The organism is Streptomyces sp. NPDC057280 (assembly GCF_042668605.1).
Classification (GTDB): domain Bacteria; phylum Actinomycetota; class Actinomycetes; order Streptomycetales; family Streptomycetaceae; genus Streptomyces.
The window spans coordinates 677068-702092 of record NZ_JBHUYR010000001.1; the positions used below are offsets into that span (position 1 = coordinate 677068).

27 protein-coding genes and 1 pseudogene are annotated in these 25025 nt (G+C 73.3%); 14 read left to right on the plus strand and 14 right to left on the minus strand.

Annotation, left to right across the window (positions count from 1 at the left end; genetic code table 11):
- Positions 1 to 6 precede the first annotated feature (6 nt).
- Together ACFUO4_RS03045 and ACFUO4_RS03050 are read right to left on the minus strand one after the other, a co-directional pair.
- A complete protein-coding gene (locus ACFUO4_RS03045) occupies positions 7 to 666 on the minus strand; it encodes a response regulator (protein ID WP_383479326.1) in 660 nt (219 codons plus the stop codon).
- Entirely contained in the window at positions 663 to 1805 is a 1143-nt protein-coding gene (locus ACFUO4_RS03050; protein ID WP_383479328.1) for a sensor histidine kinase, read from the minus strand. Before ACFUO4_RS03050 ends, ACFUO4_RS03045 begins: the two co-directional genes overlap by 4 nt.
- A gap of 238 nt (positions 1806 to 2043) precedes the next feature.
- Between ACFUO4_RS03050 and ACFUO4_RS03055 the strand changes: the two genes are divergently transcribed.
- A complete protein-coding gene (locus ACFUO4_RS03055) occupies positions 2044 to 2688 on the plus strand; it encodes a hypothetical protein (protein WP_383479330.1) in 645 nt (214 codons plus the stop codon).
- On the opposite strand, the gene ACFUO4_RS03060 is transcribed toward ACFUO4_RS03055, so the two are convergent.
- Together ACFUO4_RS03060 and ACFUO4_RS03065 are read right to left on the minus strand one after the other, a co-directional pair.
- The gene (locus ACFUO4_RS03060; RefSeq protein WP_383479332.1) at positions 2685 to 3014 is read right to left on the minus strand and encodes a hypothetical protein; all 330 of its coding nucleotides are present in this window, start codon (positions 3012 to 3014) and stop codon (positions 2685 to 2687) included. The genes ACFUO4_RS03055 and ACFUO4_RS03060 overlap by 4 nt on opposite strands.
- A gap of 140 nt (positions 3015 to 3154) precedes the next feature.
- Positions 3155 to 3622, minus strand: coding sequence for a winged helix-turn-helix transcriptional regulator (locus ACFUO4_RS03065; RefSeq protein WP_383479334.1), 468 nt, complete (start codon positions 3620 to 3622; stop codon positions 3155 to 3157).
- 93 nt (positions 3623 to 3715) lie between these two features.
- Between ACFUO4_RS03065 and ACFUO4_RS03070 the strand changes: the two genes are divergently transcribed.
- Together ACFUO4_RS03070 and ACFUO4_RS03075 are read left to right on the plus strand one after the other, a co-directional pair.
- Positions 3716 to 4219 carry a PaaI family thioesterase gene (locus ACFUO4_RS03070; RefSeq protein WP_059190992.1) on the plus strand — a complete coding sequence of 168 codons (504 nt, stop codon included), beginning with the start codon at positions 3716 to 3718 and terminating at the stop codon, positions 4217 to 4219.
- A gap of 98 nt (positions 4220 to 4317) precedes the next feature.
- Complete coding sequence (locus ACFUO4_RS03075; protein WP_383479336.1) at positions 4318 to 4785, plus strand: hypothetical protein; 468 nt, start codon at positions 4318 to 4320, stop codon at positions 4783 to 4785.
- Here ACFUO4_RS03075 and ACFUO4_RS03080 read toward each other — a convergent pair.
- A complete protein-coding gene (locus tag ACFUO4_RS03080; RefSeq protein WP_383479338.1) occupies positions 4767 to 5978 on the minus strand; it encodes an MFS transporter in 1212 nt (403 codons plus the stop codon). The two genes, ACFUO4_RS03075 and ACFUO4_RS03080, sit on opposite strands and share 19 nt — an antisense overlap.
- A gap of 352 nt (positions 5979 to 6330) precedes the next feature.
- Here ACFUO4_RS03080 and ACFUO4_RS03085 point away from each other — a divergent pair, with 352 nt between their 5' ends.
- Together ACFUO4_RS03085 and ACFUO4_RS03090 are read left to right on the plus strand one after the other, a co-directional pair.
- Positions 6331 to 7005, plus strand: coding sequence for a hypothetical protein (locus ACFUO4_RS03085; protein ID WP_383479340.1), 675 nt, complete (start codon positions 6331 to 6333; stop codon positions 7003 to 7005).
- Between the two features lie 48 nt (positions 7006 to 7053).
- Positions 7054 to 7410 carry an antibiotic biosynthesis monooxygenase family protein gene (locus ACFUO4_RS03090; protein WP_383479342.1) on the plus strand — a complete coding sequence of 119 codons (357 nt, stop codon included), beginning with the start codon at positions 7054 to 7056 and terminating at the stop codon, positions 7408 to 7410.
- A gap of 17 nt (positions 7411 to 7427) precedes the next feature.
- Here ACFUO4_RS03090 and ACFUO4_RS03095 read toward each other — a convergent pair whose 3' ends face one another.
- Positions 7428 to 8165 (minus strand): VOC family protein, encoded by a 738-nt coding sequence (locus ACFUO4_RS03095; protein WP_383479344.1) that lies wholly within the window; start codon positions 8163 to 8165, stop codon positions 7428 to 7430.
- Between the two features lie 382 nt (positions 8166 to 8547).
- On the opposite strand from ACFUO4_RS03095, the gene ACFUO4_RS03100 reads away from it, so the two are divergent.
- The 3 genes from ACFUO4_RS03100 to ACFUO4_RS03110 are packed head-to-tail and all read left to right on the plus strand — an operon-like array spanning position 8548 to position 11903.
- On the plus strand, positions 8548 to 9657 hold the full coding sequence (locus ACFUO4_RS03100) for an LLM class flavin-dependent oxidoreductase (RefSeq protein WP_383479346.1): 1110 nt from the start codon (positions 8548 to 8550) through the stop codon (positions 9655 to 9657).
- The gene (locus tag ACFUO4_RS03105; protein ID WP_383479348.1) at positions 9654 to 11054 is read left to right on the plus strand and encodes an NtaA/DmoA family FMN-dependent monooxygenase; all 1401 of its coding nucleotides are present in this window, start codon (positions 9654 to 9656) and stop codon (positions 11052 to 11054) included. Before ACFUO4_RS03100 ends, ACFUO4_RS03105 begins: the two co-directional genes overlap by 4 nt.
- Positions 11055 to 11078: 24 nt before the next feature.
- Complete coding sequence (locus tag ACFUO4_RS03110) at positions 11079 to 11903, plus strand: DUF1684 domain-containing protein (protein WP_383479350.1); 825 nt, start codon at positions 11079 to 11081, stop codon at positions 11901 to 11903.
- 31 nt (positions 11904 to 11934) lie between these two features.
- Here the strand turns inward: ACFUO4_RS03110 and ACFUO4_RS03115 are convergent, their stop codons facing one another.
- Positions 11935 to 12717 carry a DUF899 domain-containing protein gene (locus ACFUO4_RS03115; protein WP_383479352.1) on the minus strand — a complete coding sequence of 261 codons (783 nt, stop codon included), beginning with the start codon at positions 12715 to 12717 and terminating at the stop codon, positions 11935 to 11937.
- Positions 12718 to 12856: 139 nt separating this feature from the next.
- A complete protein-coding gene (locus ACFUO4_RS03120) occupies positions 12857 to 13744 on the minus strand; it encodes an SDR family NAD(P)-dependent oxidoreductase (RefSeq protein WP_383479354.1) in 888 nt (295 codons plus the stop codon).
- Positions 13745 to 13815: 71 nt separating this feature from the next.
- Here ACFUO4_RS03120 and ACFUO4_RS03125 point away from each other — a divergent pair, with 71 nt between their 5' ends.
- Complete coding sequence (locus ACFUO4_RS03125) at positions 13816 to 14751, plus strand: LysR family transcriptional regulator (protein ID WP_383479356.1); 936 nt, start codon at positions 13816 to 13818, stop codon at positions 14749 to 14751.
- 195 nt (positions 14752 to 14946) lie between these two features.
- The gene (locus ACFUO4_RS03130; protein ID WP_383479358.1) at positions 14947 to 15795 is read left to right on the plus strand and encodes a YhjD/YihY/BrkB family envelope integrity protein; all 849 of its coding nucleotides are present in this window, start codon (positions 14947 to 14949) and stop codon (positions 15793 to 15795) included.
- Between the two features lie 10 nt (positions 15796 to 15805).
- On the opposite strand, the gene ACFUO4_RS03135 is transcribed toward ACFUO4_RS03130, so the two are convergent.
- Positions 15806 to 16240: a VOC family protein gene (locus tag ACFUO4_RS03135; RefSeq protein WP_383479360.1), complete on the minus strand. Its 435-nt coding sequence runs from the start codon at positions 16238 to 16240 to the stop codon at positions 15806 to 15808.
- A 20-nt stretch (positions 16241 to 16260) separates the two neighbouring features.
- A complete protein-coding gene (locus tag ACFUO4_RS03140; protein WP_383479362.1) occupies positions 16261 to 17418 on the minus strand; it encodes an aromatic acid exporter family protein in 1158 nt (385 codons plus the stop codon).
- Positions 17419 to 17586: 168 nt separating this feature from the next.
- On the opposite strand from ACFUO4_RS03140, the gene ACFUO4_RS03145 reads away from it, so the two are divergent.
- A complete protein-coding gene (locus ACFUO4_RS03145) occupies positions 17587 to 18501 on the plus strand; it encodes a glycoside hydrolase family 16 protein (RefSeq protein ID WP_383479364.1) in 915 nt (304 codons plus the stop codon).
- On the opposite strand, the gene ACFUO4_RS03150 is transcribed toward ACFUO4_RS03145, so the two are convergent.
- On the minus strand, positions 18464 to 19471 hold the full coding sequence (locus tag ACFUO4_RS03150) for a helix-turn-helix transcriptional regulator (protein WP_383479366.1): 1008 nt from the start codon (positions 19469 to 19471) through the stop codon (positions 18464 to 18466). The two genes, ACFUO4_RS03145 and ACFUO4_RS03150, sit on opposite strands and share 38 nt — an antisense overlap.
- A 107-nt stretch (positions 19472 to 19578) precedes the next feature.
- On the opposite strand from ACFUO4_RS03150, the gene ACFUO4_RS03155 reads away from it, so the two are divergent.
- Entirely contained in the window at positions 19579 to 20001 is a 423-nt protein-coding gene (locus ACFUO4_RS03155) for a VOC family protein (protein WP_383479368.1), read from the plus strand.
- Positions 20002 to 20015: 14 nt separating this feature from the next.
- A complete protein-coding gene (locus ACFUO4_RS03160) occupies positions 20016 to 21110 on the plus strand; it encodes a winged helix DNA-binding domain-containing protein (RefSeq protein WP_383479370.1) in 1095 nt (364 codons plus the stop codon).
- Positions 21111 to 21117: 7 nt separating this feature from the next.
- Here ACFUO4_RS03160 and ACFUO4_RS03165 read toward each other — a convergent pair whose 3' ends face one another.
- The gene (locus ACFUO4_RS03165; RefSeq protein WP_383479372.1) at positions 21118 to 21573 is read right to left on the minus strand and encodes an Lrp/AsnC family transcriptional regulator; all 456 of its coding nucleotides are present in this window, start codon (positions 21571 to 21573) and stop codon (positions 21118 to 21120) included.
- Positions 21574 to 21652: 79 nt separating this feature from the next.
- Here ACFUO4_RS03165 and ACFUO4_RS03170 point away from each other — a divergent pair, with 79 nt between their 5' ends.
- On the plus strand, positions 21653 to 22753 hold the full coding sequence (locus ACFUO4_RS03170) for a Glu/Leu/Phe/Val dehydrogenase dimerization domain-containing protein (protein ID WP_383479374.1): 1101 nt from the start codon (positions 21653 to 21655) through the stop codon (positions 22751 to 22753).
- Here the strand turns inward: ACFUO4_RS03170 and ACFUO4_RS03175 are convergent.
- Together ACFUO4_RS03175 and ACFUO4_RS03180 are read right to left on the minus strand one after the other, a co-directional pair.
- Positions 22708 to 23961: pseudogene (locus ACFUO4_RS03175) on the minus strand (sulfite oxidase). The gene ACFUO4_RS03170 and the pseudogene ACFUO4_RS03175 overlap by 46 nt on opposite strands.
- A gap of 294 nt (positions 23962 to 24255) precedes the next feature.
- A complete protein-coding gene (locus tag ACFUO4_RS03180; RefSeq protein ID WP_383479376.1) occupies positions 24256 to 24735 on the minus strand; it encodes a DUF5709 domain-containing protein in 480 nt (159 codons plus the stop codon).
- Between the last annotated feature and the right edge of the window lie 290 nt (positions 24736 to 25025).

Here is a 25025-nt window from a genome sequence, read left to right on the forward strand (position 1 = left end):
GGTGGTTCACAGCAGGCCCAGGTCACGGGCGTGCAGGGCGGCCTGGGTGCGGTCGCGCAGGGCGAGGCGGGTGAGGATGCGCGAGATGTGGTTCTTGACGGTGCCCTCGCTGAGATACAGCTGGGCGGCGATCTCCCGGTTGGTCCGGCCGCGCGCCACGAGCCGCAGGATGTCGATCTCCCGTGGGCTGAGGCCGGTGGCGACGGCGGCCGGGCCGACCCCGGGCGGGGGTGCGGGCAGAGCCGCGGCGAGCCGGCCGGCCACCGAGGCGTCGAGCTGGGTGACTCCCGCGTGCGCGAGGCGGATCGCCTGCGCCAGCTCCTCGGCCGGCAGGTCCTTGAGCAGATAGCCGCCGGCGCCGGCCCGCAGGGCCCGGACGACGTACTCCTCGTCGTCGAACGTCGTCAGCATCACGACCCGGCACTTCGGTGCCCGGTCGCGCAGCACGGCCACGGCCTCCACGCCGTCGAGCTCGGGCATCCGTACGTCCATCAGCACGACGTCGGGCCGCAGCTCGACCGCCTTCGCCACGGCCTCCCGGCCGTTGACCGCCGTCCCCACGACCGTGATGCCCGGCCGGATCGAGAGCAGGGCCGCGATGCCGTCCCGGATCAGCTGCTGGTCGTCCACCACCAGCACGCGGACCGCCGCCGGTTCCTGGCTCACCGCTCGTCCCCGCCGCCGCGTGGCACGAGCACCGTGAGCCGGGTGCCCCGGCCCGGCGCGCTGTCGATGTCCACGCTGCCCGCCACCAGGTGCACCCGTTCCCGCATGCCGGTCAGGCCGAAGCCGGCCGTGGTCTCGGCCGGGGCGAAACCGCGGCCGTCGTCGGCCACCGTCAGCCGGGCCCCGTCCTCGGCGAGCCGCAGATCCACCGACACCTGGGAGGCGCGGGCGTGGCGCAGCGCGTTGGTCAGCCCCTCCTGCGCGGCCCGGTGCAGCGCGGTCAGCGCGGCCGTGCCGTAGCCGTCCTCCTCGCCCGTCACCGCCACGCTCACGCGCGGACCGGCGCCGCCCTGCCGTACCCATCCCGCGAGCGCGGTCGACAGCGCCGGGCGGGCCGCCTCCTCGCGCAGCGCGCGCACCGACTGCCGTACGTCGCCCAGCGCCAGCCTCACCGACTGCCGGGCCTCGGTCATGGCCCGCCCGGCGGCGTGCGGGTCGAGCGCGGCGAACTCCGAGGCGATCTCCAACTGCACGGAGATCGCCGTGAGATGGTGGCCGAGACTGTCGTGGATGTCGCGGGCCAGCCGGTTGCGTTCGGTCGCGGCGGACAGCTCCGCGACGCGTGCGGCGTACTCCTGCACCTCGCGCCGGGCCCGTTGTTCGCCGACGGCGACGGCGGCCATCGAGATCGCCAGCACCAGGCCGACCCCGAGCATCAGCAGGTCGGACACGTACTCCATGTCTCGGTACCAGTCCCGGGTCGCCAGGAGGCGGAAGGTGAGCGGTCCGGCCAGACACAGCGCGCCGAGCACCAGCGCCGCCGTACGGCCGAGCGCGAAGTAGGCGGTGAACGGCAGGAGCACGAACAGCACCCGGGACAGCTCCGAGGCGTCCAGGCCGACCACCGCCACCGTCAGCACGCACTGCGCGAGCAGCAGCGGCACCGGTGGCAGGCTCCTGCGGCGTCCGGCCACCTCTGTGGCCGCCAGGGCCGCGAGCGCGGCGACGAAACCGGCCGTGTGCCAGGACAGCAGGCCCGGGCCGTCGCCCAGATCCGCCGCCAAGTAGTAGAGACCGCCGAGGAGGACCGCGCCGTACAGCAGCGGTGACACCCACGGCACCGGCACATACGCCGCCATGCACACCCCCCACCCCCGGTACCACCGCCCAGGCTAGGCCGGACAGGCGCGCACGGCGACGGTCCCAGCGGAACCGACCCCCGCGGCCGGCCGGACGAGGCCGATCGGCACATGCCGAACGGCACCCTGTCCGCCCGGGCGGCGGTGACCGTCGGCACCTGCCCCGAGCCGCTCCCCACTTCCTACGGTTTCGCCCTGACCCCTCACCCATCGACGAAGACGAACCGGAGTCGGCCCCATGTCCTCACCCTTCAGCCCCGCGCCCGCCCCCGCCCGGCCCCTACGCCTCGGCGCCCTGTGCGGGGTGCTCGCCGGGCTGCTCATCGCCCTGCCCGCGCTGGTCGAGGCGTTCACCGGCGAGACCACCGCCACCAGCCTCCTCCTCGCGCTCGCCCCCGCCTTCGCGCTGCCCTTCCTCACCGCGCTCCACCAGCGGCAGCGCACCGCCTCCGGCCGCTTCGGGGAGACCGCCTACGTCGTGAACCTCATCGGCCTCGGCCTCTTCGGCGGGGCGGCGTTCGCCGCGAACGTCGTCCTGTTCCATCTCGACGACGACACCATCGAAACGGAACTGACGGGCCCCACGCTGCCGACGCTCGCCGGCTGCGCGGCCGTCTTCGCCCTCGGCTGCGCGCTGTTCGGGGCGGCGACGATCCGCGCCCGCACCCTCCCGAGGGTTCCGGCCTGGGGGTACGCCGTGGTGCTGCCCTTGTTCGCCTTCGTGACCGCGCTACCGGATTCGGTCCTCACCAGCGCCCTGCACATCGTGGTCGGCACCGTCCTGGTGTGGCTGTCGACCGCCTTGTTGCAGTCCACACCGCCGGCCACGTCGGCCGAGGCGGGCTTCGCTGGTCACGGGACAGATCAGCCGGCCACCCGCTAGGTCCATTCCGCCCGCGCCCAGTCCAGCTGCTCCTCGCTCAACAAGGGGTCGAACCCCTCGGGGAACATCAGCATGAGCGGCTGGGGCCACATGCTCTCGGGCCCGTGCTCCTCGCAGTGCAGGGCTACGAGATGCGGCCCCGCTCCGCAGGCCTCGTGGCGGTACACGCGGTCGTGTGCCTGGCAGAAGTACCAGAACCTCGTGCAATCGTCGTCATCGCCCGGCTCGTGGAAACCCGGGTCGCGGACGATCTGCGTCACCGGTTCCTGCCGGTTGTACGGAGGGATGGGGCGCGGATCGCACCACAGCAGTCGAGGAGGGAGCACACCGTCATTCTGGTCCAAGGCCGAAGCGCCGGAGCCTGTGGCCCGGTTCCGGCGCTTCGGATCACCGGGTCAGTTCAGGCCGGTCGATCGGATCTGGACCTGATGCGCGGCGAAGACTCGGCGCCCCCCGCGTAGCCGCGTCAGGTCAGGGGCCGCGCTCCCGACCCCGGCTTCACCGTCACGTCCCTCGGAGTCAGCGCGCCGTGGTCACCGGTGCAGGCGACGACCGCGCGGACCGGGCATCCGCACGCGGAGTGCCGCATGTCGAGGACCGGTCCGGCCGGATCCGGGGTGTGCGTCTCGCCCCACTGGCGCAGAGCGACGAGCACCGGCCACAGGTCCCAGCCCTTCCGGGTCAGCCGGTACTCGTTGCGGGAGCGGCTGCCGGGTTCGCGATACGGGACGGTCGTGAGGATGCCGGCCTCGGTCAGCTTGCGCAGCCGGTCGCTGAGGACCGCCTCCGACAGGCCGATGTGCCTGCGGAAGTCGTCGAAGCGGCGCACGCCGTTGGCCGCGTCCCGCACGATCAGCAGCGTCCACTTCTCCCCCACCACGTCGAGGGTGCGCTGCACGGAACAGTTCTCGGTGCTGAATGCGAGCCAGTCCACCGGACCATGATAGCCAGCTGGCTTCGTCATTGACAGTCAGGTGCGGACAGAGCTAGCTTCGCCGTACAAAGTCAGCTGGGAGGGCGCACACGCATGGGACGCACACGCACATACACCTGGGACGACCCCATGGTCACGGCCGGTGCCGTGGGCCGCTCGTCCGGCCTGGACTTCCTGCGTGACGTCCTCGACGCCCGGCTTCCGGCGCCGCCCATATCCGCCACCCTCGACTTCACGCTCGACGAGGTGTCCGAGGGCCGCGCGGTCTTCTCGCTCACCCCGGGCGAGGAGCACTACAACCCGATCGGCAGCGTGCACGGCGGCGTCTACGCCACCCTTCTCGACTCGGCGCTGGGCTGCGCCGTGCAGTCCACGCTGCCCGCGGGCATGGGCTACACCTCGCTCGACCTGAGCGTGAAGTTCCTCAAGCGGGTGTCGGTGGACACCGGCCCGGTCCGGGCCATCGGCACGATCGTGCACCGCGGCCGGCAGACCGCTCTCGCCGAGGCCACGCTGGTCGACGCCGAGGACCGGGTGCTGGCGCACGCGACCAGTTCCTGCATGCTCTTCCCGCTGCCGCCGACGGCAGCCGCCTGAGACGACCGCGCACTGCTCTGTTCGAGTGGTGCGCGCGGGCCCACGGTCGTAGCGTCGGAAGCGGGACATCCGTCGGCCAGCGGCAGCGGAGATCGGCCATGCAGCTACGCGCACTCACCACGACGGCCGCGCTCTTCGCCGTGGCCACCCTCGTCACCGCCGCGGGCACCTCGCCCGCGGCCCGGCCCGCCCCGGCGCCCGTGACGCAGACCGTCCAGCCACGCACCACGCCACCGGTCCTCGTCGACTGCCTGTGGCACGCCCAGGTACGTCCGACGGACTTCATGCTCGCCTGCGGGGACGGCAACAGCCGTCTGGCCTCCCTGCACTGGACCCGGTGGGACGCGGGTGCGGCCCGGGCCGAGGGCGTGAACTGGGTCAACGACTGCAAGCCGTACTGCGCGGCCGGGCACTTCCACGCCTACCCGGTGACCGTACGACTGGACCGTGCACGGCCCTGGAAGAAGCAGCCCCAGGTGTCGCACTACTCCCGGATCACGCTGACGTACCCGGCCGCCCGGCCGGAGCAGTTCGGCCCGACCGTGTCCTATCCGCTCTGGGACTGAGAGGCGGGGACCTGCTCGGGCTGGGCGCCCGCGATCACCTCGGAACGGCTGCCCCCGCGGTCCAGGAAGCCGCCCATGAACGCCAGGCCCAGTCCGGCGACGCCCAGCGCCGCGCCGACCAGCGACGGGGACGCCCAGCCCCAGCCCGCCGAGATCGCGAGGCCGCCGAGCCAGGCGCCGCCCGCGTTCGCCAGGTTGAAGGCGGAGTGGTTGGAGGCCGCCGCCATGGTCGGCGCGTCCTTCGCCTTGGCCATCAGCAGCATCTGGACGGGCGTGGTGATGAGGGCGCCCATCGCGCCGATCAACGTGATCGTCATGAGGGCGGGCACGGTGCTGTGGACGGTGAAGTAGAACGCCACCAGCGCCGCGGACATCAGCGCGAGTCCCGCGTACAGCGTCGGGCGCAGGGCGCGGTCCGTGAGCGGGCCCGCGACGAGCGTGCCGAGGGTCATGCCGACGCCGTAGAGGGCGAGGACCAGCGTGGTGGAGGAGTCGGACAGGCCCGTGAGGTGGGTGAGCATGGGCACGAGGTAGCTGTAGACGGCGAAGAATCCGCCGAATCCGACGACAGCCGTGGCCAGGCCGATGGCCACTTGCTTGTTGCCCATGGCCCGCAGTTCATGCCGGACGCCGGTCTGCGGGCCGCGCGGCTGATGGGGGACGAAGAGGGACAGCGCCACCAGGGCGACGAGGCCGATGACGGCCACCGCGACGTACGCGGCCCGCCAGCCCAGCTGCTGCCCGAGCGCCGTACCGGCCGGGACGCCCACGATGTTGGCGACGGTCAGCCCGAGGAACATCTTGGAGACCGCGCGTGCGGCCCGGTCGGGGGCGACCAGCCGGGACGCCACCACCGCCCCCACGCCGAACAGGGCGCCGTGGGGCAGTCCGGCGAGGAAGCGCGCGGCGAAGAGCAGGCCGAAGCCGGGGGCGAGCGCGGACGCGACGTTGCCGACGACGAACAGCCCGGACAGGAGCAGCAGCAGCCTCTTGTGCGGGATGCGTGCGCCGATGGCCGTCAGCACGGGGGCACCGACGACGACACCCAGCGCGTAGGCGGAGACGATGTTGCCGGCCTGTGGCACGGACACGCCGATTCCGTCGGCGATCTGGGGCAGCAGCCCCATCGTGGCGAATTCCGTCGTACCGATGCCGAAAGCGACAACAGCCAGGGCCAGGAGAGCCAGTGGCATGGCGCAGGAGAACCTTTCGCAGGTGGTGCAGAAGTACGAGGGGGCGGGTCCGGGCCGTCTCGAAGCGGCTTCCCTCGCCCGGCATCGTCGCCCGGCGCCCCCCAGGGCATGGTGAGCCCACAACGAGTGCAGCAGCCTGGCGGAGCGGGGCATTCCAAGATCCCGGCCCGCTTTCCATGACTCACGTCACACCCGTGTCGGCACCGCTCGGCGCATGCGCCCTCCCGTGCCTCCGTGCGCCCGCGCTCTCGGCCGGTTTTCGACCGCCGGTCGAGCACTCGTTCGGCGCGCTGGGTAGTTGTCCCGCGTCGGCGCAAGCAGGTGCGGGAGGCACGCGCAGGGGGCTGAGACTGTGGCACGCCCGTCATGGACGTCCGATCCGGTCGAGGAACAGCGTCGTCGCAAGCGGGATGTGGTGCGCCGGCTGCGCGCCCAGGGACGTTACGGGCCGCGGTTCCGCGATGTCCTGCCCTCGTTCAGCGTGCTCGCGGCCCTGGTGTGCGCGGCCGTGGCCGGACTCGCCGCGGGTTTCCGGGCCGCTGGTGTCGTGGTCCCGGTCGCCGGCGTGCTGCTCACGGCGGTCGTCCTCACGATCGTGATCAGGCGCCGCCGCCCCGGCGCTCGACGCCGTCGCGGCCACTACACGCCGGAGGAACTGCTGGAACTCGACATTCAGGGGTTGGCCCTGGCCGTGGCGCGGATGCTGCGCCGGGACCGCTGGAAGGTGCGCCTGTTACCCGCGCCCGACCGGCCACGGCTGTGCGCCCGGCACCAGGACGGGCGGCGGCTCGACGTGGCCTTCCGGCCGGTGGCGGAGCCGTTGCCGGACGAGGCCGTGCCGCACCCCCGGGCGCACGGGGAGGACCCGGACTCGTTCATCCATGTCGTCGTGCACCGGGGCACGTTCCGGGCCCGTGACGTCCGCTGGGCCCGCCGCGAGGGCCGGACCGTCCTGCTGGACGGCCCGGCCCTGGCACGCTGGGCGGACGGGGCTCCCCTCGACCAGCTGCTCGCCGGGGACCACTGACCGGCCGGGCTCGCCCCTCGCGAGCCTCACCAGGAACACTGTGGTGCCATGAGCGATCACGCGGAAGCGTCTGCCACGCCCGTCCCCGCCTTCGAACCGCCCTACTACGTGGCCGTCTTCACGACGATACGAACCCCGGACCAGACCGGCTTCGGCGAGACCAACCGCCGCATGGAGGAACTGGTGCGTGACATCCCCGGGTACCTGGGGATGGAGCACGCGCAGGATCCGGGCGGGCTCGGCATCACCGTCGCGTACTTCCGCGACTCCGACGGCCTCAGGCAGTGGCAGTCCCACCCCGAGCACCGCGCGGCACAGCGACGCGGGCGGGCCCAGTGGTACGAGAGCTACACACTGCATGTGGCGAAGGTGGAGCGGAGTCACGGATTCATGCGCGCGGACTGATCGGCAGTGAGGCGGATCTACTGGGCGAGGACGCAGAACTCGTGGCCCTCCCTGTCGGTCAGGCACGTCCACGCCACGTCCCCCTGGCCGATGTCGAGGTCGGCCGCGCCCAGGGCGCGCAGCCGGGCCACCTCCGCCGCCTGGTCGTCGCCGGGGTACGGCAGCAGGTCGAGGTGGAGGCGGTCCGGCACTGTCTTGGCGTCGGGTGTGCGGAGGAACTCGAGATACGGGCCGCCGCCCTTGGCGGACCGCAGCGACGCGTGGTCGTCGGCCACCTCGTGCACGGTCCAGTCCGTCGCCTCGCCCCAGAACCGGGCCATGGCCCGCGGGTCGGCGCAGTCGACGACCACCGCGGCGACCGGCCCGGTGTCCCGGTAGATCTCGCGCGGCTCCAGCACACAGAACTCGTTGCCCTCGGGATCGGCGAGGACCGTCCACGGCACGTCGCCCTGTCCCACGTCGGCGGGGGACGCCCCGAGCGACCTCAGGCGTGCGATCAACTCGGTCTGGTGGTCGGCGGAAGTGGTCGCGAGGTCGAGGTGCACACGGTTCTTCACCGCCGACTTGGCCTCCGGCACGGGCACGACGTCGATGCCGAGGACGACCGGGTCCGGCCAGACGAGGCCACCAGGCGGTCCGACATACGTGGTCACACCGGCGCTGTACGCGCTCCAGCCGAGCGCCTCCGCCCAGAACCGGCCGACCGCCGAGGCGTCGAGGGCCTTCACGTTCACCATCACGGGTCGCAGCGCCATGCGGGTGATCCTATGCGGGGCGGATCACCTTGCAGGACGACGTCCCAGTGGGCCCGGGAGCCGCCGCCTGACCGGGGGGCGGCGCCGAGACGCCCTTGACATCCGGCGGGGCAGGCGACGTACGTTGAACTCGCGAAATTCTGACGGGTGGAGGCCCTCGATGCACGTTCCTGGCGCGGCACCGCACGGTGTCTGCTCGGGTGCGTGGCTGATCATCCGGCGGCATGTCGACTACTGCCGCACCTCCTCCGCCGTCTGTCCTTCCGTACGCGTCTGACGACCCTCTGCTCCCTGCCGGCCCGCCTCGCCGGCCGTCTCGTCGTGGCCTCGCCCTTCTGCGCTGTGCGGCCGCGATTTCACGCGTCCTCGGAAGGAACTCCCCTTGTCCCGCCCTGCCCTGCACCTCGCCGTCGAGCTCGACGGCGACGGCGCTCATCCCGCGGCCTGGCGCCGCGCCGCCCACGCCCCCGACCAGTTGCTCACCCCGCGCCGCGTGGCCCAGGTCGCCGCCGTCGCGGAGAACGCCGGGTTCACCCTGATCACCCTCGACGACGGGGTGCTGCCGCCGGGGGCCTCGCCGAACCCGGTGGGCCGGATCGGCGCGGTGGAACGGGCCGCCTTCGTCGCCGCCTCCACCAGCACCATCGGCATCGCGCCCGTCGTACCGCTCACGTACGCCGAACCCTTCCATGTCTCCAGCCAGTTGGCGTCCCTGGACCATGTCTCCGCGGGCCGCGCCGGGTGGGTGGTGACCGAGGAGGAGGAGCCGGAGGCGGCCCGCGCCTGGGGGCGCCCGCTCGTCGGCGGTGCCGAGGACCGGGCCCGGGAGTCCCGGGACGGGCTGGAGGTGGCCCGGGCGCTGTGGGACTCGTGGGAGGACGACGCGGTCATCCGGTCCGTCGCCACCAGCCGCTATCTCGACCGGGACCGGCTGCACTACATCGACTTCACCGGGGAGACGTACGCCGTGAAGGGCCCGGCGATCGTGCCGCGTCCGCCGCAGGGGCAGGTCGTCGTGCTGGGCCGGCCGGACCGGGTGCCCGCCGCACAGTTCGACGTCGGCCTCGTCGGGGGGCATGACCTGGCGTCCGTCACCGCGGCCGCCGCCGGCGCAGGTACGGCCCGTGTCTTCGCCGAGGTCGAGGTCGCGCTCGACACCCCGGACACCGACGCCGCCGCGCGTGTCGCCGACCTGGAGGCGCACGCGCCGTGGACCGATCGGGGGCGGCTGCGGCACATCGGCTCGGCCGATCAACTCATCGCGCTGCTGGGCGAGTTGAGCCGTCACGTGGACGGCGTACGGCTGCATCCGCTGGTGCTGGACGAGGATCTGGCCGTCCTCTCCCGTCTGGTGCTGCCCGCCCTGTCCGAGCGGCGCCTCGTCGCCCGCCCGCTGCCGGGCACCTCCCTGCGCGCGGCCTTGGGGCTGGCGCGCCCCGCCAATCGCTTCGCCGCCGCATCCGCCGCATCCGTCCCGGAGGACGCCCGATGACCCGCACCGACCCGCTCGACGTCCCCCGGCCGCACGCCCAGCTGCACTTCGGGGTCTTCTTCCAGGGCGTCAACCACTGGACCATCTGGTCGGCCCCCGAGAGCGGTTCGCAGATCGACCCGGCCTCCTTCCGGAAGGTCGCCCAGACCGCCGAACGCGGCCTGTTCGACGCGTTCTTCCTCGGCGAGGGGCTGCGGCTGCGCGAGGTCGACGGCAGGATCCACGACCTCGACGTGGCCGGACGGCCCGACGCCCTCACCCAACTCGCCGCGCTGGCCGCCGTGACCCGCCGGATCGGCCTGGTCTCCACCTCCAACTCCACCTTCAACGAACCCGCCGACCTCGCCCGCCGCCTCTCCGGCCTCGACCTGCTCTCCGAAGGCCGGGCCGGCTGGAACGTGGTGACCACCGACAACGCCTGGACCGGCGCCAACTTCCGCCGCGGCGGCTACCTCGACCACGCCGACCGCTACCGGCGCGCCGAGGAGTTCCTCACCGTGGCCCGCGCGCTCTGGGACGGCTGGGCGGACGGGGCCGTCGCCGCGGCGCAGACCGCGTCCGCCTGGACCGCGCCCGGTGCCGTACGCCAAGTCCGCCACCGCGGACCGCAGTTCGACGTCGATCTCGCCCCGACCCTGCCGCGCAGCGCCCAGGGCCACCCGGTGATCTTCCAGGCCGGCGACTCGGGCGAGGGACGTGACTTCGCCGCCCGCAACGCCGACGTGATCTTCTCCGCGCACGGCAACGACTTCGACGACGCGCTGGCCTTCGCCGAGGACATCCGCACCCGGCTGCGTGCCGTGGGGCGGCCCGACGACGATCTGCGGATCCTGCCCGGCACCGAGATCATCATCGGCGCCACCGAGGAGGAAGCACAGGAGAAGAAGCGCTGGATCCGGCTCCAACAAGTCACCCCCGCCACCGCGTTGGGCATCGCCACCCTGCTGTGGGGCATCGACCTGTCCGACCGCGACGCCGACGGACCGCTGCCCGCGGAGGACCCGGTCGTCGCCGAGAACGACGGCTCCTTCGGCGCGCGGCGCGTGGCCGACCCGAGGGCGGTCGTGGCGGAGTGGCGGGCGAAGGCGGAGGCGCACGGCTGGTCGCTGCGCGAGACCGTGATCGCGCTCGGTCCGCAGCGCGGCCACGTCGGCACCCCGGCCGGTCTGGCCGACAAGTTCGCCCACTTCGTGCGGCACGGGGCACTCGACGGCTTCAACGTGACGCCGTACCTCATCCCGGACGGCCTCGACGACATCGTCGACCTGCTCGTCCCGGAGCTGCAGGAACGCGGCGTCTACCGCACCGAGTACACCGGCACGACCCTGCGCGACCACCTCGGCCTGCGCGAGCCCCTCACCCACCGCTCCGCCGCCGAACAGCGCCAGGCCGGCTGACCGAACGCCCCCGAAGGAGACGTCATGACCATCGAAGCGACCGCCACCGACCTCCAGGCCTTCACCGAGAGCTGGCTGGAGTGGTACCGCGCCCAGGAGACCCGGCTCGCCGACCCGCACGGGTTCCTGGCGATCACCGGCCTGCACTGGCTCGACGAAAGCCCCCAGCGCTTCCCCGACGCACCCGGCGCCTGGCACACCGGCCCCGAAGGCGTCGTCGTCACCCTCGACGAGGGCGAGGAACTGGTCGTCGACGGCACACCGGTGCGCGGTGAGCACCGCTTCGGCGTGCTGCCCGAGCGCGGCGGCGTCAACGCGGTCTGGGGTGATGCGGTCATCGAGGTCGCCAAGCGCGGCGGTCACGACATCGTCCGCCCCCGGCACCCGGACGCCGAACTGCGCACGGCCTTCACCGGCACCCCCGCCTACGCCCCCGACCCGCGCTGGGTCGTGCGGGGCCGGTACCTCCCCTTCGACGAGCCGCGTCCGACGACCGTGGGCGCCGCCGTCGAGGGCCTCGAGCATGTGTACGACGCCCCGGGCCGGATCGAGTTCGAGCTGGAGGGGCGCGAGCTGTCCCTGACCGCGTTCCCCGGCTATGCCGAGGGCACCTTGTCGGTGCTGTTCACCGACGCCACCTCCGGGGTCACCACCTACGCCGCCAACCGCTCCCTGACCGTCGGTCCGCCGGCGGCCGACGGCACGGTGACCCTGGACTTCAACCGCGCCGCCAACCTTCCGTGCGCCTACACCGACCTCGCCACCTGCCCGCTCCCGCCGGCCGAGAACCGGCTGCCGGTCGCGATCGAGGCGGGTCTGAAGATCCCCCGCGAGCGCGGGGGCGCCTGAGCGGACCCTCTCGGCCGTCGACGCCCGCCCGTCAGTGGCAGGGGCCTCGGCGGCCGAGGGTCTGCACCGGGGTCGCGCCGGGCCGGGTCCACTGGGCCACGGGGCGGCTGGTCGGGCCCCAGGTGGGGTTGCCGTCCGCGTCCGAGCGCCAGGACCAGCAGGCGTCGTGCCCCTCCGGCCAGCCCTCGGGCTTGTCCTCCCACCTCTCGCCGCGGCCGTAGGGCGTCATGTCGAGCAGGGCGAGGGAGAGATTGAGCGGCTCGTTGCCGCGGCCCGTCGTGGAGTACGTGAGGAAGGTGCGGTCGCCCTCGCGCAGGAAGCAGGTGAGGTGTCCCATGTCGCCGCCGACCGGGGCGGGCGTGTCGCGCACCGAGTACCAGGGCTGGGTGTAGCCCATGAACTCGACGAAGGGGACCACCTCCTCCCAGGGGCCCGTGGTCAGGACGGCGAAGGAGACACCCCTGGCGTTGAGGTAGACCGCGTCCTTCAGGTGCCAGGCCGCGGTGGTGCAGCCCTCGCACTGGCCCTGGTGCGGCGCGCCGTCGTACCACATGTGCTTGTAGACCACGAGCTCGTCGCGGCCCTGGAACAGGTCCAGGAACGGGACCGGACCGTCGGCGCCGACGACCTCGGCCGTCCCGTCGAACTCCACCATCGGCAGCCTGCGCCGGTCCGCGGCGATGGCGTCGCCCGCACGGGTGTGCGCCTTCTCGCGGACCAGGAGCTCGTCGCGGGCCTTCTGCCAGGTGGCCAGGTCGACGACGGGCGGTCGGCCGGTGAGCGCGGTGGTCGGGTCGTCCGGTGTGCTCGTCATGGTGCGTCCTCCGTGGTGTTCTCGTGCCGGGCAGCGGCGTACGCCGTCCTGGGACGGTCACCGGAAGAGACTCCGGACCCGACCGAAACTCATCGCCGCGACGCCACGAGGTCCCGACGACGGCGCGGCGGCCGGTCGCTCAGGGGGTGACGAGCCTGTCCTGTTCCACCGGTGGTGTGCCGTCGTGCCAGGGCAGAGCCGCGCCGAACCGGACGAGTTCGCCGTAGAGGGCGGGATCGACGCGTTCGGCGAAGATCAGGTCGAGCACCGCGACGGCGGCCTGTGACGGTGACTGGGCGTGGCTGTAGTCGCTGAACCAGGGGCGGGAGGTGGCGGTGTCGACCATGCCGGGACAGACAGAGGCTACCAACGTGCCGGTGACGAGGTCGTGTTCGCGGCGTTCGGCGGCGACCGCGCGGACCGCCGCCACCTGGGCCACCTTCGAGGGCACGTTCAGCCAGACCGGCCAACCCGCCTCCGTCGCCGTCCCGTTGTGGATCGCGGCGCGCCAGGACTCGACCGCCTCCTCGACCTGCTCCAGGCTCACGTTCTCGAAGAGGTGGTGCAGCCGCGGGTCGAGATGGCCGAGCGTGCCGAGACTGCTGGCCACCACCAACAGGCGGCCGCCGGGGCGCAGTACGGGGCCGAAGGAGCGCAGGACGGCGTGGGTGGCGGTGTTGGACACGTCGATGAACTCGTCGGCCCGCGCTGCCTGTGAGTCCTCGGGGAGCAGGCGGGTGACGGCGTTGGAGACGACGACGTCCACGCCGCCGTACCGGCTTTCGAGTTCCTTGGCGAGGGCGGCGACGGCGTCCGAGTCGGTGACGTCCAGGACGCGGCCCTCGACGCGGGCGCGGGTGGCCGGCAGCCGGCTGACTTCGCGGGCGGCGTCCTCGACGCGCTGAGGGTTGCGGCCGGTGAGCAGGACGAGGTCGTCGGGGTGCAGGCGGGCCGCCAGGCCCTCGACGAGGGCGCGGCCGAGTCCTTGGTTGGCGCCCGTGACCAGGGCGATGCGTGAAGCACTCATGACGACCACGCTAGGAACGCCGCGTCCATGAGTCCAACGAAAGTTCGGCAAGCGTGGTATGCGTAATCGTCATGGACTTCACGGATGTGTCGCTGACCTCGCTGCGCGTCTTCCGTGCCGTCGCCGAGCAGGGGACCTTCACCGCCGCCGCCGACGCGCTGGGATACACGCAGTCGGCGGTCTCCCGGCAGATCGCCTCGATCGAACGGGCGGCGGGCGCCGAGCTGTTGGAGCGGCGCCGCGACGGTGTACGGCTCACCGCCGCCGGACACGTCGTCATGCGCCGGGTGACGGTGGTGCTCGACGAGATCGACGCCACGGCACGCGAGCTGTCCGGTCTGCCGGAGCAGGCCGGCACGGTCCGCCTGGGATGGTTCCCCAGTGCCGGGGCCGTCCTGCTGCCCAGAGCCCTGGCCGCGCTGCGGCACACCGACCCGGGCCTCACCGTGGTGGGCCGGGAAGGCAGCACTCCGGCGCTGGTGCGCGCCCTGCGGGCGGGCAGCCTCGACCTGGCCGTGCTCGCGTCGGCGCCGCCCTTCCGGCCACCGGACGCCGAGTCCCCGCCGCTGGTGCTGCGGACGCTCAGCGAACGTGCGCTGCGCCTCGCGGTGCCCGCCGGTCATCCGCTCGCCCGGGGGGAGTTCGTGGACGTGGCCGATCTGCGGGGGCAGCGCTGGATCACCGGGTCCGGCTCCGGGGAGGACCGCCTGCTGGGGGTGTGGCCGGGGCTGGACGAGCGGCCGGAGATCGCCCACACCGCCCGCGACTGGCTGGCCAAGCTCCAGCTCGTCGCCGCCGGCTGCGGGCTGACGACCGTACCGGCGTCCCTCGCCTGCGCGGCGCCCCCGGGCGTCCGCGTCCTCCCGGTCCGCGGCGGACCCCAGGAACAGCGGCGCCTGCTCCTCGCGCGCCTCCCCCACCCGCCGGCCGAGCCGGTCACCCGGGTGGCGGCGGCCCTTCGCGCGGTGGCCGTCGCTCTGGAGGCCGAGACGGACGGCGACCGCTGAGCGGGCCGAGCGCGCGATGAGGTTTCGGCTCGGGGCGCGGAGCGGGCGCCCCGATCGGGTCGGGCGTCGAGCGGGTCCGGCGCCGAGCGGGTCCGGCGCCGAGCGGGCGCCCCGATCGGTCCAGCACCGCTCGACGCCCAGGTCGGTGACGCCTTGACTGGCCTGAGAGGCGCGGGGCCACAGGTGGGAGGCGGGATGGCGTGGACGGCGCGGCTGAAGCGCCTGCGGACCCACGCCGAGCAGCGGTTCCCGGTCATCGTCGAGCTGACGGACCGGCTGCTGTCAGGGAACCTCCTGGACGCCGGGACGAGGCTCGCCGCGCAGGCGTTCCTGGCGGTGATCCCGCTGCTGTTCGCGATCGCCGCGTTCACCCCGCACAGCGTCCGCGAACAGCTGAAGGAGTCGCTGCGCGCCATGTTCGGTCTGACCGGCCAGGCCGACGTGGAACTCGACCAGGTACTGGGCGGCTCCGCCGACGACGGGCTGCGCGAGACGACCGGCGCCGTGGGCCTGGTGGTGGCGCTGGTCTCGGCCACCAGCTTCAGCCGGGCCATGGCGCGGGTCTGCGAGCGGGCCTGGCGGCTGCCGAAGTCGGCGACCAGGATCGCGGCCTGGCGCTGGCTGGTGTGGCTCCTCGTGCTGGTGCTCGTCGTGCTGCTCCAGGGGCCCATCCGCGACGGCTTCGGCGCCGGGGCGTGGCTGGGCGTCCCGCTCTTCTTCGTCCTGAGCACCGGCCTGTGGCTGTGGACGCAGCGGCTGCTGCTGGCCGGCCGGGTCCCCTGGCTGCCGCTGCTGCCCGGAGCGCTGCTCGCCTCGGCCGCCACGAGCGCCCTGGGCCTGACGGCCCGGCTCTACATGCCCGCCGCGCTCAACCGGACCCTCGAGGAGTACGGCTCCCTCGGTGTGGTCCTGACGCTGCTGTCCTGGCTGATCGTGGTGTGCGCGACGGTCACCTTCGCGGTGACGAGCGGTGCCGTGCTGGCGGAGGAGCCACCGCTGAACCACGTGCTGTGGCGGGGCGGCCCCCCGCCCCGCCGTGGCTGAGAACGCAGGCTCAGTCGATGCAGAACTCGTTGCCCTCGACGTCCTGCATCGCGATGCAGGACTCGTTGACGCCGTCGGCCTTCAGAAGCTGCACACGCACCGCGCCGAGCGCGAGCAGCCGCGTGCACTCGGCCTCCAGCACGGCAAGGCGCTCCTCGCCCACGAGCCCGGTGCCGACCCGCACGTCGAGGTGCACCCGGTTCTTGACGACCTTGCCCTCGGGGACGCGCTGGAAGTACAGCCGCGGGCCGACGCCTGTGGGATCGCTGCAGGCGAACCAGGCGTCCCGGTCCTCGGGGGGCTGGGCCTCGTTGTAGGCGTCCCAGGTGGCGAACCCGTCCGGGGGCGGCGGCGCCTCGTATCCCAGCACTTCGCACCAGAAACGGGCGACGCGCTCGGGCTGCGCGCAGTCGAAGGTGACCTGGAATTTCTTGATCGATGACATCGGCGCACCCTAGCAAGGCGTCAGGCCCGTTCCGCCCCCAGATGGTCGGCCAGGCGGTGCGCCTGGGCGAGCAGCGTCCCGTACGTGACCAGCGCGTCGGGGTCGTCGGGTGCCGCGCCCGGGAACTGCCGGCGCAGGGCGTCGAGGCTGCGCCGAAGCTCGGCGGCGGCGTCGTGCAGCGCGCGCCCGGTGGTCTCGTCCCGGCCGTCCGCGGAGAACCGGTACTCGCCGTAGAGGTGCACGGCGTGCGCCGTCTCGCGCAGGAAGTCCGCGTAGGCGGCGGTGACCGACTCGGCCGGCCTGGCCGTGGCCCCCTCCGCGGCCTCGCGCATCGTGCGGGTCACACCCGCCGTGTGGACGGCGACGTAGTCCAGCACGGCCAGTGCGTCGGCGTACGTCGTACCGTGCGGGGCCGCGTCGCGCCGGAGCGGCCGCCTGAGGTTGCCCCGGAGGCTCTCCTCGCTCCAGCCGATCGCCGACCTGGCCTGGTCGACGAGGCGTCCCAGCCGCAGGGCGCGCTGGTGCCGTACGCCGGCGTCGTGGCCGTCCCACTCGGCGGCGGTGAGCGCCTCGGCCACGTCGTCCAGGATGTCGCGGGCCTCACGGGCCGCCTCGGCCAGCGCGGCGCGGGTGTCCCGCAGATAGGTCGGGGGCCGGATCAGCGCGTTGACGGTCACCCCGACCAGCGCGCCGAACGCCGCCTCCGAAAGGCGTGCGGCCGCCCCGGCGAGCGTGACCTCGCCGCCGGTCAGGACGAACAGTGCCCCGGTCGCGCCGAAGATGCCCTGGCTCCCCAGCCGCCGCCACTGTCCCAGCAGCAGGACCAGCGGCAGGACGAGGGCCATCGTGACCATGGCGTTGCCCAGCAGCATCGCCGCGGCGGTCGCCACCATCGTGCCCACCGCGATCGCCGCCAGCTGCTGCAGCCCGTGCGCGACCGACCGGTACACCGTCGACTCCACCAGCGCGACCGCCACCCACGGCGCCACGAGCGCCATCGGGGCGGCCAGCCACCACCCCGCGACGGCCCACGCCACCCAGGCCGCCAGCGCCGCCTTCCCGGCCTGCGCCACCACGTCCCGCTCACGCCCCGGCTCCGCCCAGGCGCGTCGCACGGCCGTCACCGCGTTCCCGGCGCGCCACCTGAACGCCCGGGTCGTCCTGCCGATCCACTCCATGCCTCACCAGGTGCCACATCTGGGACGAACCGCACCTGGGACCGCCACTGCGGCTCCGGGCACGGCGGAGTACGGTCGTCCGGTTCCCGGCCCGTCGCGGGGGTGGCTGCCCGCCGGCTCGCGCGCGAGGATGCTTCTTCGAGCCGGTGAGCATCGAGGGAGCCTCGGATGGGTTCACATGCGGCGCCGCACCACCACCGCAAGGCCTTCCTGGTCGCCTCCGCGGTCGTACTGACCACGGCCCGCCTGCTCGGACTCCCCCGCGCGGACGGGGCACCGGCCGCCGGTGCCGCCGACGCCTGCCGCAGTACGAGCGTGAACCTGCCCCGCGGTGACTGCGGGCCCTTCTGGCAGGTCCTCGCGGAGGACTTCAACGGCGACGTGGTGCCGCTGGGCGCGTTCAGCGACTGCGACCACGACGTCGACACCTCCGCCGCCCACTGCGGGGGTCTCAGCGGCTCGTACCGCGACAACTGGTGGGCCTATCCGACCGGTTGGCGCGACACCGCCAACGACCGGGGCCGGGACGTGGTCGGTGTCTATCACCCCGAGGACACGGTCAGCGTCGGTCCCGCGGCAGACGGCGACGGGCGGATGACCATCCGGATGTGGCGGCCCGCCGACGGCGGACCCGTGCACGCCGCCGCGGTGGTCCCGCGGGCCGTGATGGAGATGGCGTACGGCAAGTACAGCGCGCGGATCAAGGTCACGAAGCCGGCGCCGGGTTACAAGTCCGCCTGGCTGCACTACGGGGGCGGCTGCGAGATGGACCATCCCGAGGGCGAGTGGACCGGCGAGCTGACGGCCTTCCACCATCCGTGCGGGGGCGGCGAGCAGGGGTACTTCCCGGGCGCGGACGACTGGACCGAGTGGCACACCGTCTCCACGGAGTGGACGCCGGGTCGCGTCCGCTTCTTCGTCGACGGCCGGCAGATCGGACAGGACACCCGCGAGGTGCCCGACCAGCCGCTGTCGTGGGTGCTGCAGAACGAGAGCGCGCTGGAGGGGCCGGGGGCGGCGCCGGGCAGCAGCGCCCAGTTGGACATCACGTGGGTCGCGGCGTACGCGTACGACTGGAAGTAGCCCCACGGGCCGCGCGGCTGTAGCGGGCGGCCAACTCCGCGAAGGCCGTCGCCAGTTCCGGTGGACCGACCACTTCGATGCCGGCGTCGAAGTGGCCGATGGCGGTGGCCAGTCCGGTCCATGACCAGGAGCCGAGGGTGAGCCGGCAGTGGTGGGGGCCGAGTTCCTCGACGGTGCCGTCCTGGGCGAAGGGCGCGACGTCGGCGGCCGGGAGGTGCAGGACGACTTCGCCCCGGCAGGGCCAGTCGGTGGTGGCGCCGTCGTTGCCGCGGAACCGGCCGGTGACGAAGGTGGCGACGTCGCCGCCGGGGAGTTCGCGCGGGGTGAAGCGGGGGCCGGTGGGGGTGCGGGGGCGGATGCGGTCGACGCGGAAGGTGCGCCAGTCCTCGCGGTCGAGGTCCCAGGCGACGAGGTACCAGCGATCCCGCCAGGTGACCAGGTGGTGGGGTTGCACGCGGCGACGCTCGACGGTCGCGGTGCCGTGCCCCGGGGTGTGGTCGAGGCGCAGTTCCTCGCGGGCATGGACGGCGCGGCTCAGTTCCCGCAGCACCTGGGCGTCGACGCGCGCGGCGTCGGGGGCCCCGGGCGCGGGAACGGCGGTGACGCGCACCAGGTCGATACGGTGCCGCAGGCGGGGCGGCATGACCTGGCGGAGGGTGGCCAGGGCGCGGCCGGCGTCCTCGGCGACGCCGGTGCCGGTGGCCGCGGTCCGCAGCGCGACGGCCAGGGCGACGGCCTGGTCGTCGTCGAACAGCAGGGGCGGCAGCTGGGTACCGGCCGCGAGGCGATAGCCGCCGCCGGGCCCTTTGACGGTCGTGATCAGGTAGCCGAGCTCGCGCAGGCGGTCGATGTCGCGGCGCACGGTGCGCGCGGTGATGTCGAGCCGCCCGGCGAGCTCCTCGCCGGACCAGTCACGGTGGGTCTGCAGCAGGGACAGCAGAGCGAGCAGCCGGGAGGAGGTTTTCCACATGGGCTCCATGGTCGCCGAGGTAGCGGACACAACCTGTCCGCTACCTCCGTCAGGGTGGCGTACGAGCCGGTCACCGGGCCGTGCCACATCGAGGCGAGGAGCAGACCATGTCCGTCACGACCACCACCCACCTCAACTTCCGGGGCGCGGCGCGTGAGGCGCTGGACTTCTACCGGTCCGTGTTCGGCGGCCGCACCGTCGCCGTCACGTACGAGGACGCCGGCGCCGTACGGGACGAGAGCGAGGCGGACTGGGTGATGTGGGGCGAGGTGACCGGGGACGACGGCTTCCACGTCATGGCCTACGACGTGCCCGCCCACCTGCCCTGGAACCCGGGCGAGAACCCGTTCTTCGTCTCCGTGCGCGGTACCGACACCGAAGAGCTCGGCACCCTGTGGGGCAGGCTCGCCGAGGGCTCGACCGTCGTACGTGCGCTGGAGCCCGCGCCGTGGGCGCCGCTGTACGGCATGCTCACCGACCGCTTCGGCGTCACCTGGGTGCTCGACGTGGCCGTCCCCTACGGCGCCTGAGCCCGACGAACGCCATGACCGTCCTCGACGACCGCGCCCTCAACCGCGCCACCCTCGCCCGCCAGCATCTGCTCACGCGCGCCGACGCCTCCGTGCCCGAGGCGGTGGCCCACCTGTGCGGACTGCAGGCGCAGGAGCCCCAGGAGCCGTTCACCGGGCTGTGGTCCCGGCTCGCCGGCTTCGCGCCGGGGCAGCTGGACGAGGCGATGACCGGCCGCACGGTGGTGCGCACGCACCTGATGCGCCGTACCGTCCACCTCGTCACCGCGGACGACGCGCTCGCCTGGCGGGCCCGCCATGACGCGATGCTGCGCGGGCGGGTCCTGGGCACCTACCGGCGGGAGTTGGCCGGCCTCGACCTGGACGAGGTCGCCGCCGCCGCGCGGGCGGTCATGGCCGATCAGCGGCCCCGCACCCTGCGCGAGCTGGTGCAGGCCCTCGAGGACCGCTGGCCCGGGCCGCCGCGCCGGGTCCTGGGCGAGCTGGTCGTCGCGGCCCTCGTACCCATGGTCCAGCTGCCGCCGCGCGGCCTATGGCGGCAGTCCGCCGGCGTGCGCAACGTGCCGTTGGCCTCCTGGCTCGGACGGGACATCGATCCGCTGCCCGCCGGGGACGGCGACCCCGTCGGGCGGCAGCTGATACGCCGCTACCTCGCCGCGTACGGGCCCGCCGCGGGTGCGGATCTGCGCGCCTGGTGCGGTCTGTCCGGACTTCCCGCCGCGGTCCGAGCCGTACGCGATGAGCTCGTCGTCTTCCGGGACGCCCGCGGCCGGGAGCTGTTCGACCTGCCCGACGCGCCCCGACCCCATCCCGGCACCCCGGCGCCCGTCCGCTTCCTGCCGGCCTTCGACAACGCCCTCCTCGGCTACCACGACCGGAGCCGCGTCGTCGACGCCGCCCATGTCGGGGTGTCCGTCGCGGGCCACCGCACGGTCCTGGTCGACGGACGTGTGGCCGCGACGTGGGCAGTACGCGACGACCGGCTCCGCATCAGCCCCCTGCGCCGCCTGACCGCGTCGGAAGAGGACTCCGTGCGCGCGGAGGCCGGGGAGTTGGCCGCCTTCCTCGACGAACGGATCGAGCACATCCACCTCGACACGGCCGCCTGACACCCGCTCACGGCAGCGGATCGAGCACCGGGTTCGTGAGGTGCTGGTAGATGATCGAGGTGCGAAAGCCCACGATCTCGCGCCGGTTGGTGAACTGGTCCAGCAGGAAGGCGTGCAGGTGGTCGATGTCCTGGGCCGTGACGTGGACCAGGAAGTCGTCGCTGCCCGCCATCGTGTAGACGGAGACGACTTCCGGGAGCCGGGTCACCGACTCCTCGAAGGCCGTGACGACGTCCCGGCGCAGCGGCCGGATCTGCGTGGCGACCATCGCCTGCACCGAGCGGTTGAGCGCGCGCAGGGAGACCTGGGCCCGGTACCCCTCGATGATGCCGCGCTGCCGCAGCAGCCTGGTGCGTTCGAGGCAGGTGGACGGCGCGATGCCGAGCTTCTCGGCGAGGGCGCGGTTGGAGAGCCGACCGTCCTTCTGCAGATGGTGCACGATCGCCGAATCAACTTCGTCCATGGTCCCCTCCATGAGCCGGATTCCGAATTTCCTTCGGGCGAAAGCCAGTTGGGCCGTTCGTCACCCTAGCTTCGACCGTATGAGCCAAGCATTCGCACACGAAGAGGTCGTCGTCAGCCGCGGCCGGCGGTCCGGACTGCCGATCATCGTCGCCATCCATTCGCGCGCGCTCGGACCGGCCGCCGGCGGCTGCCGGATGCGCCGCTACGACACCTGGCGGGACGGACTCACCGACGCGCTGCGGCTGTCGGAGGCCATGACCTACAAGGCGGCCGTGGCCGGCCTGGACTTCGGCGGCGGCAAGAGCGTGATCGCCCTGGACCGGGACACCGACCTCACCGCGGAACTCCGCGAGGCCGCCCTCGAGGACCTCGGCGAACTGATCGCCCCGTGGCAGGGGTCGTACCGCACGGGCCCCGACATCGGCACCGGCCCGCAGGACATGGTGGTGCTCAAGAGGTTCACGCCGTACGCGTACTGCGCGCCCGAGGAGCACGGCGGCACCGGCGACTCCGGCGGTCCCACCGCCACCGGGGTCCTGGCCGCACTGCGCGCCGGGGCCCGGCATGTCTTCGGTGACGCCTCCTGCGCCGGCCGCACGGTGGTCGTCAGCGGGTTCGGTTCGGTCGGTGGCCGGATCGCGGCCGCACTGGCCGCCGAGGGCGCGCGGGTCCTGGTGTCGGACGTCGAGGAGTCGCGCCAACAGGCGGCGCTGGACGCCGGGTTCGGATGGGTCGAGCCGGACGAGGCCCTGTCCGTACCGGCCGACATCCTCGTCCCGGCCGCGGTCGGCGGCGTCCTCAGCGAGGAGAGCGTGCCCCGACTGGGGGCGCCCCTGGTCGTCGGCCCGGCGAACAACCAGCTCACCGAGGACGCCGTCGCCGACACCCTCGCACGCCACGGAGTCGTCTGGGTGCCGGACTACGTGGCCAGTGCCGGCGGCATCATCTACACGCTCAGCCGGGAATCCGACCACGACAGCGACGAGGCCGCCCGCAAGCGGGTGGACGGGATCGCGGACACCGTCAGCCATGTGCTGGACGTGGCCCGTTCGACCGGCGTCACCCCGCTGCGGGCGGCCCGGCAGCTCGCCGAGGCCCGGCTCGCTCGTGCGACTGCGGCGGGCGCATCGCGTCAGACCACAGTCACCGGATGCCGCACCACGGCGTCGAACAGATAGCCCTGGGTGTTCGCCACGGTCGTGTCGGGCTGGGTGCGGCCGGCACGGTCCGTGGCACGGGCGAGCAGACTGTACGGTCCCGGCGCCGGCGGCCGCCAGTCGGTGGACCAGCGGACCCAGCCGTCACGGTGCCCGGCGTCGAGCAGCCGGGCCCGCCGCCAGCGCACCCCGCCGTCCGTGCTGACGTCCACACGGACGATGCCGCCGCCCCCGGACCAGGACCGGCCGGTCAGCCGGTGTTCCCGGCCCGCCTCGAGGCTCGCGCCTCAGGCGAGTTCCCAGGCGCTCTTCACGGTCTGACGGGTCAGCGGGGCGCTGCCGCCCGGCGGGTAGGCATCGCCGAAGAGCCGGTAGAAGTCCGTGTTCCAGGGCGAGTACAGGGGCTGGGCCGAGACCTCGATGTCGCCGACCCACTTGATCGACGCGATCCCGACCCAGGACGGAACCAGGACGCGCACCGGGTGGCCGTGGTCGTACGGCAGCGGCTCACCGTTCATCTCGTACGCCAGCAGCACGTCGTCCAGCGCCTTCGACAGCGGCAGCGGGCGGCGGACCCGGCCGAGGTCGGTCCCGTCGGCGGTCACGTAGGTGGCGTCCAGGCCCCGGGGCATCACGTCCACGGCGGCGCGGCCGAGCCCCGCGTGACGGAGCACGTCGGCGAGCCGCACCCCGCGCCAGCGCGCGGTGCCGATCGCTCCCAGGGTCCAGGCGGTCCCGCTGACGGTCTGGCCCTGCTGGGAGGTGAAGTAGCTGCGCCCGTTGCCCGCGCACTCCACGAACGCGGTACGGGTGACGGCGGGGAACCGCTTCAGGTCGTCGAGGGAGAACTCCACGGCGCGGCCGTGGACCAGCCCGTCGCCGTGCACGGTCAGGGTCCAGTCGGCGGCGTCGAGGACCGGGGTGGAGGTGTGGTTGCGGACGAAGAACCGCTCCACCGGCGTGTGATGCCCGGTGCCCGCGAAAGAGGCGAACCGAGCCTCCGCATTGGTGCCGCGCACCGTGAACCACTCGTCGGGCAGCGGCTTGACGATCCCCGGTGAAGTGGCCGCCGCAGCAGGGGTGTCGAGTCCCGCGGGGACGGCGAGGGCGCCGCCGGCCGCCGCCAGCAGCCGGAGCATGTCCCGCCGCGAGACCCCGTCCGCGCGGGCCTCACCGGCCAGCCACTGGCGGAGTCTGTGACGGTCGTAGGCGGTTTCGGGTGTGCGCATGGAGGTCTGCCCTTTCAGGAGAACGGCCAGGGGCGAGGTGGGGGTTGGGCACGCCGGGTGCGCGCGTGCGCGGCGTCCGCACGTCGCGAAGCGGCGCGTGTCAGCGTGGGAAACCGCGCCAACCGGCCGGTGCGGCCCGGCCGTTGCGCCGCTACTCGTGAAAGATCAACAACAGCCGTGTGAAGCGAGCGCGCGGTACCGCTGAACGGCGGGGCGGCGTCGGCTGAGGATCATGCGGGCCATCGTACGAGGAAACCCCGACCCCTGACAGGGGCAGCCGTCACTCGTCACTCGTCACTCGTCCACCCGGTCCTCCCGGTCCTCCCGTACGACGTGCACCGCGGCCTCCTCCGCGCCCGCCGCGCCGCCGTCGATGCCCTCGTCCTCGGCGACCAGTTCCTTGGTGGTGTCCTCGTGGGCCCCCTCGTCCGGCGCCACCAGCCGGCCGGCGCGGTCGGCGCCGACCTCCGGATCGCGCGGCTCGCCCGTCGCCCCGGGGGTGTCCCCGATCCCGTCCCCGGCCGGTTCCGTCACGTCGGCGACCTCCTGGCGCAGCCGCTCGTCCAGGGACTCCCCTTCCCGCTGCTCCGCCGCCGTGGTGCCGGTCTTGGTCACGCCCAGCGGCTTCTCGGGCGGCGAGTACCCCTCGTCCAGCATGTCGTCGTAGGTGCGCTCGTCGACCGCGTCCTGGAGATCCAGCGGAGCGGCGTCCTCCTGCTCCTCGTTGCCGCCTGTGGGCTGGTAGACCTCGTCGGCCATGTTCTCGTCACTCATGATCGCCTCCCGGACGTGCTGGGTGGGTGCTTCTGTCTGCGGGGAGTACCGAGTACCCAGGGCGTGACACCTGTCGTCGGACGAGTTTTCGGGGCCGGACGAGGGGTCTGACCTCCTACGGAGCCGCACGGCTCATATGAGAGTGCTGTGAATTTCCGAGGCGGTTGAACACGGGCCGCCCGGCATCCGTATGGGGCCGGGGGATTTCCATGCCGGACGGACCACCACCGACGCAGGAGTACTTCTGTGGGACGCAGTAAGCGCAGACGCCCGACAGGGGCCCGGCGGGC

Coding starts and splice junctions, on each gene's coding strand:
- ACFUO4_RS03160 (WP_383479370.1), top strand. CDS start 20,016: ATGACCGTCCTCGACGACCGCGCCCTCAACCGCGCCACCCTCGCCCGC.
- ACFUO4_RS03055 (WP_383479330.1), top strand. CDS start 2,044: ATGTCCTCACCCTTCAGCCCCGCGCCCGCCCCCGCCCGGCCCCTACGC.
- ACFUO4_RS03155 (WP_383479368.1), top strand. CDS start 19,579: ATGTCCGTCACGACCACCACCCACCTCAACTTCCGGGGCGCGGCGCGT.
- ACFUO4_RS03140 (WP_383479362.1), bottom strand. CDS start 17,418: ATGGAGTGGATCGGCAGGACGACCCGGGCGTTCAGGTGGCGCGCCGGG.
- ACFUO4_RS03125 (WP_383479356.1), top strand. CDS start 13,816: ATGGACTTCACGGATGTGTCGCTGACCTCGCTGCGCGTCTTCCGTGCC.
- ACFUO4_RS03170 (WP_383479374.1), top strand. CDS start 21,653: ATGAGCCAAGCATTCGCACACGAAGAGGTCGTCGTCAGCCGCGGCCGG.
- ACFUO4_RS03115 (WP_383479352.1), bottom strand. CDS start 12,717: ATGACGAGCACACCGGACGACCCGACCACCGCGCTCACCGGCCGACCG.
- ACFUO4_RS03135 (WP_383479360.1), bottom strand. CDS start 16,240: ATGTCATCGATCAAGAAATTCCAGGTCACCTTCGACTGCGCGCAGCCC.
- ACFUO4_RS03095 (WP_383479344.1), bottom strand. CDS start 8,165: ATGGCGCTGCGACCCGTGATGGTGAACGTGAAGGCCCTCGACGCCTCG.
- ACFUO4_RS03090 (WP_383479342.1), top strand. CDS start 7,054: ATGAGCGATCACGCGGAAGCGTCTGCCACGCCCGTCCCCGCCTTCGAA.
- ACFUO4_RS03150 (WP_383479366.1), bottom strand. CDS start 19,471: ATGTGGAAAACCTCCTCCCGGCTGCTCGCTCTGCTGTCCCTGCTGCAG.
- ACFUO4_RS03080 (WP_383479338.1), bottom strand. CDS start 5,978: ATGCCACTGGCTCTCCTGGCCCTGGCTGTTGTCGCTTTCGGCATCGGT.
- ACFUO4_RS03070 (WP_059190992.1), top strand. CDS start 3,716: ATGGGACGCACACGCACATACACCTGGGACGACCCCATGGTCACGGCC.
- ACFUO4_RS03075 (WP_383479336.1), top strand. CDS start 4,318: ATGCAGCTACGCGCACTCACCACGACGGCCGCGCTCTTCGCCGTGGCC.
- ACFUO4_RS03105 (WP_383479348.1), top strand. CDS start 9,654: ATGACCCGCACCGACCCGCTCGACGTCCCCCGGCCGCACGCCCAGCTG.
- ACFUO4_RS03120 (WP_383479354.1), bottom strand. CDS start 13,744: ATGAGTGCTTCACGCATCGCCCTGGTCACGGGCGCCAACCAAGGACTC.
- ACFUO4_RS03130 (WP_383479358.1), top strand. CDS start 14,947: ATGGCGTGGACGGCGCGGCTGAAGCGCCTGCGGACCCACGCCGAGCAG.
- ACFUO4_RS03145 (WP_383479364.1), top strand. CDS start 17,587: ATGGGTTCACATGCGGCGCCGCACCACCACCGCAAGGCCTTCCTGGTC.
- ACFUO4_RS03165 (WP_383479372.1), bottom strand. CDS start 21,573: ATGGACGAAGTTGATTCGGCGATCGTGCACCATCTGCAGAAGGACGGT.
- ACFUO4_RS03110 (WP_383479350.1), top strand. CDS start 11,079: ATGACCATCGAAGCGACCGCCACCGACCTCCAGGCCTTCACCGAGAGC.
- ACFUO4_RS03050 (WP_383479328.1), bottom strand. CDS start 1,805: ATGGCGGCGTATGTGCCGGTGCCGTGGGTGTCACCGCTGCTGTACGGC.
- ACFUO4_RS03180 (WP_383479376.1), bottom strand. CDS start 24,735: ATGAGTGACGAGAACATGGCCGACGAGGTCTACCAGCCCACAGGCGGC.